13 protein-coding genes are annotated in these 12674 nt (G+C 67.4%); 12 read left to right on the top strand and 1 reads right to left on the bottom strand.

The features are described 5' to 3' along the window. The first annotated feature begins 223 nt into the window (after positions 1-223). The 4 genes from JDV75_RS10035 (at position 224) to JDV75_RS10050 (ending at position 2806) form a co-directional block, all read left to right on the top strand. The gene (locus tag JDV75_RS10035) at positions 224-565 is read left to right on the top strand and encodes a hypothetical protein (RefSeq protein WP_198739069.1); all 342 of its coding nucleotides are present in this window, start codon (positions 224-226) and stop codon (positions 563-565) included. Beyond that, complete coding sequence (locus tag JDV75_RS10040) at positions 562-1776, top strand: hypothetical protein (protein ID WP_198739070.1); 1215 nt, start codon at positions 562-564, stop codon at positions 1774-1776. Before JDV75_RS10035 ends, JDV75_RS10040 begins: the two co-directional genes overlap by 4 nt. Beyond that, positions 1773-2048, top strand: a complete 276-nt coding sequence (locus tag JDV75_RS10045) for a hypothetical protein (protein ID WP_198739071.1) — start codon at positions 1773-1775, stop codon at positions 2046-2048. The genes JDV75_RS10040 and JDV75_RS10045 overlap by 4 nt, the downstream gene beginning before the upstream one ends. A 299-nt stretch (positions 2049-2347) precedes the next feature. Continuing rightward, the gene (locus tag JDV75_RS10050; RefSeq protein WP_198739072.1) at positions 2348-2806 is read left to right on the top strand and encodes a hypothetical protein; all 459 of its coding nucleotides are present in this window, start codon (positions 2348-2350) and stop codon (positions 2804-2806) included. A gap of 119 nt (positions 2807-2925) precedes the next feature. Here the strand turns inward: JDV75_RS10050 and JDV75_RS10055 are convergent, their stop codons facing one another. Beyond that, complete coding sequence (locus tag JDV75_RS10055; protein ID WP_198739073.1) at positions 2926-3762, bottom strand: dienelactone hydrolase family protein; 837 nt, start codon at positions 3760-3762, stop codon at positions 2926-2928. Between the two features lie 163 nt (positions 3763-3925). Between JDV75_RS10055 and glmS the strand changes: the two genes are divergently transcribed. The 8 genes from glmS (at position 3926) to JDV75_RS10095 (ending at position 12369) form a co-directional block, all read left to right on the top strand. Continuing rightward, a complete protein-coding gene (gene glmS, locus JDV75_RS10060) occupies positions 3926-5791 on the top strand; it encodes a glutamine--fructose-6-phosphate transaminase (isomerizing) (protein ID WP_198739074.1) in 1866 nt (621 codons plus the stop codon). A 175-nt stretch (positions 5792-5966) separates the two neighbouring features. Beyond that, on the top strand, positions 5967-7190 hold the full coding sequence (locus tag JDV75_RS10065; protein ID WP_198739075.1) for an MFS transporter: 1224 nt from the start codon (positions 5967-5969) through the stop codon (positions 7188-7190). Positions 7191-7280: 90 nt separating this feature from the next. After that, entirely contained in the window at positions 7281-7742 is a 462-nt protein-coding gene (locus JDV75_RS10070; RefSeq protein WP_198739076.1) for a hypothetical protein, read from the top strand. A 57-nt stretch (positions 7743-7799) separates the two neighbouring features. Next, the gene (locus JDV75_RS10075) at positions 7800-8111 is read left to right on the top strand and encodes a helix-turn-helix transcriptional regulator (RefSeq protein ID WP_248096083.1); all 312 of its coding nucleotides are present in this window, start codon (positions 7800-7802) and stop codon (positions 8109-8111) included. Between the two features lie 78 nt (positions 8112-8189). Then, complete coding sequence (locus JDV75_RS10080; protein WP_198739077.1) at positions 8190-9665, top strand: bifunctional ADP-dependent NAD(P)H-hydrate dehydratase/NAD(P)H-hydrate epimerase; 1476 nt, start codon at positions 8190-8192, stop codon at positions 9663-9665. Positions 9666-9751: 86 nt separating this feature from the next. Continuing rightward, positions 9752-10864 carry an alanine racemase gene (alr, locus tag JDV75_RS10085; RefSeq protein WP_198739129.1) on the top strand — a complete coding sequence of 371 codons (1113 nt, stop codon included), beginning with the start codon at positions 9752-9754 and terminating at the stop codon, positions 10862-10864. Between the two features lie 37 nt (positions 10865-10901). Next, positions 10902-11396: a tRNA (adenosine(37)-N6)-threonylcarbamoyltransferase complex ATPase subunit type 1 TsaE gene (gene tsaE / locus JDV75_RS10090; protein ID WP_198739078.1), complete on the top strand. Its 495-nt coding sequence runs from the start codon at positions 10902-10904 to the stop codon at positions 11394-11396. A gap of 112 nt (positions 11397-11508) precedes the next feature. Continuing rightward, positions 11509-12369, top strand: a complete 861-nt coding sequence (locus JDV75_RS10095; protein ID WP_198739079.1) for a hypothetical protein — start codon at positions 11509-11511, stop codon at positions 12367-12369. Positions 12370-12674: the final 305 nt, after the last annotated feature.

Genomic DNA, 12674 nt, shown 5'->3' on the forward strand with positions numbered 1-12674 from the left:
AACTACCCCCCGGGGACTCCGGTGGAAAATGCGTTTCCGCTGGTTGTACCGCAGGTTCGGATTCGTTGATCAAATGAGCGATGCGCGGGACCGGCACGTGGAACCATTTCGACGCAGATCCCGGTCCAAGGACCAGGAACGATGACCGGAAACACCCGGCACCGTGATTCCTGACCCCGAAATTTCCCGAGATACCCAGTGGCACCGACGAAGAGGTTCAAACGTGGATGACGGTCGCAACCCCGGCCACCCGACAGCGGGTGGCGAGGCGTCCGTCCGGATCGGCACCGGCGTAGTGCCGGCCCTGGAACGTCTCCTGGACGAGGTCCAGCAGCAGCAGGAGCGTCACTCCGCCCTGGCACCGGTACCCGTCGGGGACAGCCTCGGAACCGGGTTCCGCGACTTCGCCGGTGAACTGGACGGTCAGCTCGCCCAGCTCCACATGTCGACTGCACACCGGTTGGAGGCGGTTCGGGCCACCGTGTCAGCGGCGCTGACGCAGATCGCTGAGTTCACATCGGAGGACGAGACATTCAGCGCGGATCTGGGGAGGCTGCTGCGATGAAGGACGCTCCGCCGCGTCCGGGGGACAGAGACGACGCCGACGCCGGCGTCCGCCTGCTCGATGGAGCGGTGGCAGACTACCGCACCGTCGTTCAGGAGCTGTGTACAGCGGCCCGTGGTACGTGGACCGGGCCACAGGTGGCACCGGAGGAACTGGCCGAGATCACCGGGACCATCCGTGGTTTCAACCCCGGTGAGGTCGTCGAAACAGCCGCATCCGCCAGTGGAGCCGCCCGGCCGGACGTGCTGGGTGAGCGACTCTCGGAGGTGCTCGGCGAACTCGGGGACGAGGGAACCGGAAAGCTGATCGGGGACCAGCTCGGTGCCGTCGTCGCGGAGTGTCTGGAGCACTGTGACCGGCAGGCGCAGGTGCTGGCCAAGGCCGCACGCGCGATGTCCGCGAACGCGACCCTGTGCCGGATGTCCGGGGAAGCCGCCGGGGTAACCGCCCGGGCGACGCTCTCGGCCATCAGGGCGCAGACCCACATGATCGAGGAGGCGTACCTCGATGAGGACTGGGAGTGTTTCCGCGGTCTCGTGGGAGCCGCCGCCACGCTCGTCGATGAGTGCGCCCACGAGATCTGGGGGCTCTGCGTCGATCGTGACGAAACGATGTGCGAGGGACTCAACCACCTCATGACGGGCCAGGCCGCGGTGGCGGAGACAGTGCCGGCGTCCCTGACCCCGGTTGCGGAGGGCCTGTTCGACTCCGCTGTCGGCTGGATCCCCCAGCGGAGCTGCCCCGAAGGGGTCGCCGGAGCAACCGGACCGGCCGCAGGCGACGTTTCCGAATCCGGCGGGAACCGAGGTGAAAGCACCCCCGATCCCCTTCCGTGTGCGGGAATCCTCGGGGCGGTCGGTATCGGAACTGCGCTGATCGGCGTCGGACTCATCGCCGCCATGGCGCACGACGCCCTGGACCAGCTCTCCTGTGGTACCGAGATTCCCGACCCGGTGGACCTGCCGGAATCCGCGGAGCCCGATGCCGCGGCCGACGGTCAACCAGCACCCGTCCCGTTACCCGAGCCCGCCGGACCCGCCGCAGAGCCGCCCGCTGAGACTGAAAAGCCGGCTCAAGGACACGAGCGACCACAGACCGCCCCGGATTCTCCCGATCCTGGACCGGAGGACGTGCGCGAACCCAAACTCAGTGGTGGTTATCCATCCGGGGAAGGCAACCCCGGAACCGCGCGGAAGGCGGGTCAGTGGTGAGCGACGAGTTCGACCGGTTCATCGCGGGATTCGAACAACGCTCAATCCAGCGTCTCACCGAGTTCGAGAAAGCCCTCGAACGGGTGCACAGATCTGCGCGCGACGCCGCCGAGAAGAAGGCGCGGGAAAGGCAGCACGCCGGAGGTACCCTCCCCGGGACGCGAAGCGATGGAGGGCCCCGCGTACCGGACCCGCCGGAGGAGAAACCCTCCGCTACCACCCATCGACCACGGGCAGCGACCAGGGGAGTGCTGCGCAGGGGCTGGAACTGACACCGTCGGACACTTGACCGGGATGCCGTGAGACAACACCCGGTGCCTGTAATTGTGGTTGGTGGGAACCTGGTCACGTCACAGCGGGGCCACCGAGGATCGCTGTGACAGTCGATTCGGTTAAACCGGGCACCGGATACCCGACTGAAACACGGGCGTGACCCGGGTACCGGATGGCAGGTCCATGGCGCGCGGGGTTCTGTTGCTACGATCCGGGCACAGGCCCTGTCGCCGGTGCTTCCGGATGTGTGCTACTCCGTGTGCCGCGCAGATCAACCCCAACCACGAGGAATATGAAGATGCCGCTAGACGAGACCTTCGATGGCGTGCTCTCCGAATACACGGTCAGCATCCCCGACAGGGATTACCCGGACGGCCCCAGAATGCCGGTCAAAGGGGCGGGATCGCTCCTCGAACTGCTCGGCAAGCTCACCCACGATGCCGCGAAGGTGAACGGCGTACCTCCCCTGGCGGAGCAGGTTCTCAACGCCAGGGCGCAGGTAACACATGTCGACGCCGGCAGATACGAGCGGGCGATCCGGGAGACGGCTGCGTCCCTGTACCGGGTGCACGCGGACGATGTCTTCGTGAAGCAGTGGGGTGTTCCACCGGCGGAGAACCGGAAGCGGGAGGACCGCAGAAGCTGGTTCCGTGGGGTCACGATCGTCGTGGCCGCCCTGCTCGTGCTCCAGGTGATCAAGTATCTCTTGATGTTCGTGGTGTTCGTATTCACCAGCGCCGCCATCCCCTTCGCCTGACGGGAGCGAGCCGAACGGGGGCCGACGGGATGTGGCTGTTCCCGTCGGGCGTTGGGCGCGCCCACGCTGTGTGCTGCACCGGGAGGGGACGACGGCTTTCCCGGATCACCGGCCGAAGATCAGGAGACCGGGGTCTCGGCTTCCTCCGCCAGCTCCTCGGCGGTGTAGCCGGTCACCCCCTTGCCCGGGTCGGCCTCCGGGTCGGAGAATGCGGCGTAATCCTTCTCGTGACCCAGCTGGTGGAGGAGGAAACCGGTCAACAGGGCGCGGGCCGACTCCTGGGCGGAGAATCTCGGCAGACCCACACCGATGGCGAGGTTCGTTCCGATACGCTCCGGGAAACCGAACTGTGTCCCCTTGTCCACCACGCGGTACACCACATCGTCGCAGCCCCAGTTCGCCGCGACCTTCGCCGGACTGCCGGCGTCGATGAGGAATGGCCGGCCGGAACCTACGACCAGGCCGGGAGCGGACACCGCCTTCGCGGCCTCCACGCACGACGGACTCGTCACGGCGGGGTAGAGCGCCCCGACGGCACGCACGACGGAACGGTCCGCCGCGGCGAGAATCGCGCAGCCCGCTCCCATTCCGTGACCGGTCACTCCGAGTTTTCCGGGGGCGACCGTCACCTTCCCGGCCCCCAGTTTCACACCCGCGAGAATCTGCAGACAGGTCTCCATGTCCGCGACGAACCCGCGGTGGTCCGGGAGAACACCGGATTCCGAGGCCGGTGCCGCCACGGCGATGCCCCAGCTCGCGAGATGGCGGAGCGTGCGGTGGTACTTGTCCACACCGGTCAGCCAGTCGTGACCGAACACGACGCCGGGCACGCCGTCGCCCTCTGCGGGGGTGTAGAGCCTGCCGGGCAGACCCGCGACAGCGAGGTCACCGACCATCACCCGGTGCGGGCCACGCCGGGACAGCTTGGACATTTGCTTCTTCAGTTTCTGAGCCACGTCCCCCAGGATAGTTCACGGTCGCACATCACCACACTCGCCGCATGCTCCGCGGCGGTCCCGTGGCCGCCCCGCCTAGGCGGGCCGCGCCGTGCCCGGAACACGGGGACCCCGTTGAGTGTGGGAAACCTGTCGGGTGCCGTCGTCCACTAATGTGGTCGACATGTGTGGAATCGTTGGATATGTAGGTAAACAGCAGGGCCTCGACATCGCCCTGGAAGCGCTGCGACGGATGGAATACCGCGGTTACGATTCCTCGGGCATCGCGGTCGTCGGTGATGACGGCGGTATCCAGTCGGTCAAGCGGGCCGGGCAGTTGGCGAACCTGGTGGACAAGATCGCGGAGACCGGGCGCGACCACCTGGTCGGGCACACCGCCATCGGCCACACCCGGTGGGCCACCCACGGTCGCCCCACCGACGAGAACGCGCACCCGCACGTCTCCTTCGACGGGAAGGTCGCGATCGTCCACAACGGGATCATCGAGAACTTCGCCCCGCTCCGCGAGCAGCTCGAACGCGACGGCGTCGAGATGAAGTCGGTCACCGACTCCGAGGTCGCCGCGCACCTGCTCGCCCGCGCCTACAACGACGGTGAGACCGCCGGGGACTTCCGGGCCAGCGCGCTGGCCGTGCTCAACCGCCTCGAGGGCGCGTTCACGCTGCTGTTCACCCACGCCGACCACCCCGGCGAGATCATCGCCGCACGCCGCTCCACACCACTGATCGTCGGTGTCGGCGAGGGCGAGACCTTCCTCGGCTCCGACGTCGCCGCCTTCATCGAATTCACCCGCGAGGCCGTGGAACTCGGCCAGGACACCGTCGTCGTGATCAACGCCGGCGGCTACGAGCTCCTCAACTTCGACGGCAGCCCCGCCGAGGGCCGCCCGTTCACCATCGACTGGGACCTCGCCGCCGCGGAGAAGGGCGGCTACGACTCCTTCATGATCAAGGAGATCCACGAGCAGCCCGCCGCCGTGCGTGACACCCTCGCCGGGCACTTCGTCGACGGCCGGGTTCACCTCGACGAGGACGGTCTCACCGACGACGACCTCCGCAACCTGGACAAGGTGTACGTCGTCGCCTGTGGTTCGGCCTACCACTCCGGCCTGCTCGCCAAGTACGCCATCGAGCACTGGGTCCGCATCCCCGTCGAGATCGAGGTCGCCAGCGAGTTCCGCTACCGCGACCCGATCCTGGACAAGCGGACGCTCGTCATCGCTGTCTCCCAGTCCGGGGAGACCGCGGACACTCTCGAGGCCGTGCGCCACGCCAAGGCGCAGGGTGCGAAGGTCCTCGCCGTCTGCAACACCAACGGCGCACAGATCCCCCGCGAATCCGACGCCGTGCTCTACACCCACGCCGGCCCCGAGATCGGTGTCGCCTCCACCAAGGCGTTCCTCGCACAGGTCGCCGCGAACTACATCGTGGGCCTCGCACTCGCGCAGGCGCGCGGCACGAAGTACCCCGACGAGATCGCCGACATCTGGCAGGACCTCGAGGCCATCCCCGCGAAGATCGAGAAGCTGCTCGACTGCGCCGATGACGTCGCACAGATCGCCGACACCCTCGGTGCGATCCGCACGATGCTGTTCCTCGGCCGCGGCGTCGGTTTCCCCATCGCCCTCGAAGGTGCTCTGAAGCTCAAGGAGCTGGCGTACATCCACGCGGAGGGGTTCCCCGCCGGTGAACTCAAGCACGGCCCGATCGCGCTGATCGAGGAGGACCTGCCCGTCGTGGTCGTCGTGCCCAGCCCGAACGGAGTGAAGGTCCTGCACTCCAAGATCGTGTCCAACATCCAGGAGATCCGCGCCCGTGGGGCGAAGACCATCGTCATCGCCGAAGAGGGGGACACCTCCGTCGAGCCGTTCGCGAACTGGCTGATCCGGATCCCCGAGTCCTCGTCGATCATGCAGCCGCTGCTCGCGACCGTGCCACTCCAGTTCCTCGCCGCCGACATCGCCCGCCACTGCGGCAACGATGACATCGACAAGCCCCGGAACCTCGCGAAGTCCGTCACCGTGGAGTAGTCTCCCCCTTCGTCAGCCGTCGACGCCGCGGTTCCGAACACCGGCGTCACGACACGCCCCGCGCCACCTCGTGGTCGCGGGGCGTACTCGCGCGCGATCCCACCGAGGAGGACCGGGAGCGCGTCCGCGCGCTGCACCTCAACCGAGGAAACACCGAGGAAAGGAATCGACACAGTTGTCCGACACGGCCAACCGCACCCCCTGGGCGGGCATCGTCATGCTGGGCCTGGGGATCTTCGTGATGACCACGATGGAGGAACTGCCCATCGGTGTCCTGACCCTCGTCGCCGATGACCTCGACACCTCCCACGGCACGATCGGCCTGGGCGTCACCATCCCCGGAATCCTCGCGGGCGTCGTCGCGATCTTCGCCCCCAAGCTCGTCGGGCGTACCGACAGGCGGTTCATCCTCGCCGGTGCGCTGGCCGCGAACGCGGTCTCGGGCGTGCTCTCGGCACTCTCGCCCACGGCCGGATTCTTCCTGGCCTCCCGCATCCTCGTCGGAGTGGCGCTCGGCATGTTCTGGGCGCTCCTCGGTGCGACGGTCGTCCGCGTCGCGACGGAGGAGGACGCCCCGAAGGCCCTCACGGTCGCTTTCTCCGGCGCGGCGGCCGCCATCGTCCTCGGAGTGCCGCTGGCGACCTGGCTGGGGGAGCGGACCTCCTGGGAGGAGGCGTTTCTCGTTGTTGCGGGTGCCGCTCTCTTCGTGGCGGTCGGCCTGATCCTGCTCGTCCCCGCGGCCACGACCACCACGGCGGTCAGTCTGGGTGACATCGCGGCGACCGCCCGCCTGCGTGGGGTGCAGTTCGGTGTGGCCTACACGCTCATCCTCGTCACCGCGCACTTCACCGCCTACACGTACGCCTCACCGCTCCTGCAGGACCTCGGCGAGGTACCCGTCACAGGGATCAGCACCCAACTGTTCGTCTTCGGTATCGCCGGGCTCACCGGGAACTTCCTCGCGGGGCCGCTGATGAAACGTTCCCTCGACGCCACCGTCGTGATCATCCCCACCGGAGTCGTCGCCGCACTACTCGCGTTCGCTCTGTTCGTCGGTTCGCCGCTGTCCGCCGGCCTGGTCATGCTCGCCTGGGGACTGTTCGGCGGCGCGATCTCCGTGGTCTCCCAGGCGTGGGTGCTCCGCGCCGCCGGAGACAACGCCGAGGCCGGATCCGGCCTCAACTCCGGTGCCTTCAACATCGGCATCGCATCGGGGGCGTTCATCGGTGGACAGGCGGGCGAACACCCCCTGCCTCTGTTCACCGGCGGCACCTCCGGCGGGAGTGAGACGATCCTGTTCGTCGCCGGAGTCGGTGTCGCCGCAGCCTGCGCACTCGCCGTCACCGGGGCGCGCGTCACGCGGAAGCGACGACGGGCTCGGATGCGCCAGGTGGGGTAAAGAACCCCTGGGGTTCCGGTCGTCCCCGTACGCAGGATCGCGATTCCAAGTGTGGTTCCCCAGGCCCTCCCACGTACATATGTAGTGGGTATGCTGCTCTCCACGGATGAGCGTGACTCTTCAGGAAACGGTGGGTGGACCCTCAACTACGAGGGAAGGTTTGAGCGCTTCTTCGTGAAGCTCCCCGAGTATGAGCAGGCTGTTCTTGAAGCCGCACTCGTCAACGTGCTCGGTGTCCTGGGTAAAGACACGTGTCGGAGTGAATGGTGTAAGCCCCTCAAGGGTGGGCTATACGAGTTTCGGGTGAGACGGTCCCTGCACTCGATTCTCTCCGAGGCCGGAATATCCCTCCCCGAAGACCTCCGCGGCGGCGTGGACCGACAGGTCCTCCTGCGGGTTTTCTGCACGTTCCACGGCGACAAGATCGTGCTCCTGCTCGGAGGGTATGACAAGAAGCGTGATCCTTCACCCAAGCGGCAGAACAGGGAAATCAAGGCCGCGAGGAGGGAGCTCAAGAAGTGGTGGGAAAAAGAGGGACGCAACGAAGCTTGACGCGTGCATGCATGAAGGATACTTTATGGGCTATAGCACATAGTGAGGAGTGTGGCGGTGAGTAGGAACTTCCATGATCTCGCGGCACGCGTCAGGAAAGACTGGTCAGACGATGCCCGCACAGTAAATGAAGCGGCCACCAGCGTTTTTCAGGCGGAGGTCAGCATGCAGCTCGCCTTCGCGCGCGAGCTCTCCTGTGCCAGGAAGGAACGGAAAATTACGCAGACGGAGCTCGCTGAGGTGAGCGGGGTGGATCAGGCGGAGATCAGCCGGATCGAGAACGGTCGCGCAAACCCGACCCTCTATACCGTCTCCCGCCTGGCCGCAGCGCTCGGAAAAGAGATACGCCTCAGCCCGGCCGGCGGCTGATCGGTTTTCTCCTCTGTCGATGGTGCCCACACCATCTACCATGGATTTCATCGCCGTCACCTTCCAGGAGATGAAACCATGATCCCCGTCCACACCCCGGACACCGTCCGCGCCGCCGAGCAACCGCTGCTGGAGAAACTCGGTGGGGACCTCATGCGCTGCGCCGCGCACGCTCTGGCGGTGGACTGCGACCGGATCCTGCGCGGCCGTCGGACCCCGGGTTCCGCCGGCGCTAAGGTTCTGGTCCTCGCCGGTTCGGGGGGAAACGGCGGCGACGCGCTGTTCGCCGCCGCCGAGCTCGCCCGTCGCGGTGCGGGTGTCACGGTGTGGCCCATCGGCTCGGCGCTGCACGGGGAGGCGTCCGCATTCCTCGGAACCCGCGCCCGCTGGCGTGAACCCGGGGAACAACCTGTCGGAGACGTCCGGGATGCCGACCTCATCATCGACGGGATCGTCGGAATCGGCGCATCCGGTGGTCTGCGGGGGCACGGTGCGGCCGCGGCCCAGATCATCCGCGGCTGCGACACCGGAGACACAGACACCGGTCCGACCGTCGTCGCCGTCGACATCCCCAGCGGCGTAGATCCGATGACCGGACACGCCCACGACGATCACCTCCCCGCCACCCACACCGTCACCTTCGGTGCGCTGAAACCCGTGCACGTGTTCGGCGCGGAACACTGCGGAACCGTCACCTGCCACGGCCTCGGGATCGACCGGGAACTGGAGAACCACACCCCGTACGCCCGACTCGTCGAACGTGGGGACCTCGCGGCGTGGCCGAGGCCCGGTCGTACCTCGGACAAGTACACCGGGGGAGTGGTGGGCATCCACGCGGGATCCGGTAGGTATCCCGGGGCGGCGGTCCTCGCCACCGCCGGAGCCCTGCGCGCCACCTCCCCGATGGTCCGCTTCGCCGGGAGCTGCCACGGCGCGGTGACCACCGCCCACCCCGAGGTCATCGGTACCGCCACGACCGGCGAGGCGGGTCAGGTCCAGGCGTGGGCCGTCGGTCCCGGAACCGGGACCGGGGACGACGAGGCCGGTATCCTCGCGGATCTCCTCGCCACCGACATGCCGGTGCTTCTCGACGCCGACGCGCTCACCCTCGTCTCCTCCCGCACGGACCTCGCCGACGCCGTCACCGCCCGCGGCCATCGGGGCGCATTCACCGTTCTCACCCCGCACGACCGCGAGTTCGGGAGCCTCGCCGGCACCGCCCCGGGACCCGACCGGAGCTCCTCCACCCGAGCTTTGGCGGAGAAACTGAACTGCTGCGTCCTGCTCAAGGGAAGGGTCACCGTCATCGCCGGCGTCGACGAGTGTCTCCTCGTCGACGCCGGCTGCTCCTGGGCCGCCACGCCCGGCTCCGGGGACGTGCTCACCGGGATCACCGGTGCCGCCATCGCCCACCGCGCCGACCCCGGCATGGTGGCGCTCGCGGCGAAGATACACGCCGAGGCGGCCCTGGCCTGCGGCGGCCCGGTCCCATCCGGTGACATCGCCGAGGCCGTCCGGGGCGTCGTCCGTGAGGCCGTGAACCCCGACCGGTGACAGGCGACGGTGGGGACGGACGGGCGTCGACGAACGGGGAGACACCAACGGAAACCAGGTTCGCCCGCGTGGCACAATGGACCACCATGGAACTGCTCACCGCACGCATCGATCTGGCCGCCATCGCGCACAACACCCGGCTGATCAAGCGACGTGCCGGTGACTCGCAGCTGATGGCCGTCGTCAAGGCGGACGGCTACAACCACGGTGCCCCGCGCGTCGCCGCGGTCATGGCAGACAACGGCGCCGACCAGTTCGGCGTCGCGACACTCGCGGAGGCCCACGCACTACGGGTCGGCGGGATCACCGCCCCGGTGCTGTCCTGGATATGGACACCCGGGCAGGACATCGCCGCCGCGATCCGCGACAACATCGACCTCGGGGTGAGTTCCCCGGAACACGCGCACGCCGTCATCGACGCCGCGAGATCCCTCGGGACCACCGCGCGGGTCACCGTCAAAGCCGACACCGGACTCCACCGCTCCGGGGTGCCCGCCGGCGACTGGGGCGCGGTGTTCGGCATGCTGGCCGACGCCTCCGACGCCGTTGAGGTCACCGGGGTGTTCTCCCACCTGGCGTGCGCCGATGAACCCGCCAACCCGGAGAACGACGCCCAGGCCGCCAGACTCCGCGACGCCATCCGCGCGGCGAGGGACGCCGGGCTCAACCCGACCATCAACCACCTGTCGAACTCACCCGCCGTCCTCACCGGAGGTGACCTCGGATTCGATATGGTCCGGCCCGGTCTCGCCCTCTACGGACTCGACCCCGTCGCCGGCGGGGACAGTGATCTCCGGCCCGCGATGACACTCGCCGCGACCGTCACCGTCGTCAAACCCGTCGCCGCAGGCGAGGGCGTCTCCTACGGGCACACCTGGCGCGCCGGGCACGAGGGCACGCTCGCCGTCGTGTCCATGGGCTACGCCGACGGCCTGGCCCGTGCGCTCGCCGGGAAGATCGGGGTCACCATCGACGGCCACCGCTACCAGCAGGTCGGTGTCGTGTGCATGGATCAGATCGTCATCGATCTCGGGTCGAATCCGTGTGGGGTGAACCCGGGTGATGAGGCGTTGATCTTCGGTCCCGGTACCTCGGGCGAGATGACGACCTACGAGGTCGCCGACGCCCTGGAGACCATCCCCTACGAGATCATCTGCCGACCGCACGGGCGCGTGGTCCGCGAGTACGTGGGGCGGTGACCGTGTCCATCAGGCAACACGCAGTGGGAGAGCACCGATGAAGTCCACGTTCCCGACCTCCGGAACCACGCGGCTGGAGACCGCCGCCGACACCCGCGCGTTCGCGGCGGAGCTCGGCGCAGCACTCGAAGCGGGGGACGTGGTGATTCTCGACGGTCCTCTCGGCGCGGGCAAGACGACCTTCACCCAGGGCCTGGCGGAGGGGATGAAGGTGAAGGGCCGGGTCACGTCCCCGACGTTCGTCATCGCCCGCGTGCACCGCTCACTCACTGGAGGTCCCGACCTCATCCACGTCGACGCCTACCGGTTGTTCGGGGAGGACCCCGACGCCGAGGTCGACGCCCTTGGGGCTCTCGACTCCCTCGACCTGGACACCGAACTCGACGACGCCGTCATCGTCGCCGAATGGGGTGGGGGGCTGGTGGAACAACTCGCCGACACCTGGCTCGAGGTCACCTTCGACCGGGAGACCGCGGTGCGGGAGGACCCGGAGTCGGAGGCGCGGATCCTCAGTTGGCGGTTGCGGAGATAGGTCCCCGCCCCGTGAACGTGACGGGGGAGGACGCCTGAAAGCAGGCGTAGGTTCGTGGGAGAATGACGCGAACACCGTGACCGGGGGCCCGACGACACACTGAGGAGCAACCGTGAGTGTTGTGCACGATCTTCCGACCCCTTCATTCCTGATCCCGGTCATCGGGGGAGTGGCCGCATTCGACCCGGTGACCCTTTGTACCGCCGCCCGGGGACTCTCTGAAAAAGGTCTGCACGTCCACCTTCCGGTGGAACTGGGCCGAGGGATTCCCGCTGATCTCGAGGCGCTCGCGGTGATCACCTTCAGCCCTCCGGACGGCTTTCCGGTGTCGGTGACCGCGACCATCGACACGGGGAGACTGACGTGGGATCTGCCTGAACCCGCTGGACCCTGGGATTTCACCGACTACCGGGATGCGGAGCGTTACGGCGTGGCCATCGGCGGGCACCGCGTCGTGGAGGTGGACGGGACCCCGGTGGTCAGCGTGCCCATGCGGCTGCCCTCGGGTTGCCCGGTGAACGTCTGGTTCGCGGAATGTCCAGCTGAAGCGGAGAACATCGACGCCTTCGGTCTGCTGCATCGTGTCGATCACCTGGTGTCCGGGTGCTCCCGGGGTGAGGGGAAGATGTTCGACCGGGTCGTCGTTCCGGCGTTGGACTTCACCTACGCGACGGAAGCCGGCGGTGCCCGTGTCGAGGAATGGGGGGAGACGACCGTGCTGCAGCGCTTCGCGGCCGCACTGAACGAGGGCGGGGCGCGGGTCATAGCGGAAACGAGAATGGACATCGGAGCTCCCCCGAACATCGATGAGCTCCCGTCCGAGTACGTCTTCGGAACGGAGGGGCCGATCCTCACGTGGTTCACGCAACCAGGCAACCCCGTGCCCTTCTCCATCATCTGGAGTAGTTCAGACGGCTGGTCGGACCCCGGTGAGGAGATCGACCTCGACCGGGTAAAACTCGCTGACCGGTAAGCTTCCGCCCATAGAAAGTGTGCTGATGAGTGTTGTTCGGAAGAGCTCTTCACCGCTAGAATCCGCGTCGAATTCGTATAGCTTCAGCTCCCTCACCTTCTGCGCAGCCATTCCTAGTGAAGCATCATTGCTGTCGGTAGGAAACCGTCGAGCAGAACAAGCTCTCCCAAAAAACCGGTTGTTGTGTGGGGGTGTTCATGGTTTTCCGTTCTTGGGGTGGTTGTGTGGTGGGGGTTATGCCGGGGTGAGTTCAGCGGTGAGTTCCGCGAGGAGGGGCCTGGTCGGGTGTTGTGCGGTGTTGTGGG

The sequence above is a fragment of the Corynebacterium meridianum genome, from assembly GCF_016342265.1.
Taxonomy (GTDB): domain Bacteria; phylum Actinomycetota; class Actinomycetes; order Mycobacteriales; family Mycobacteriaceae; genus Corynebacterium; species Corynebacterium meridianum.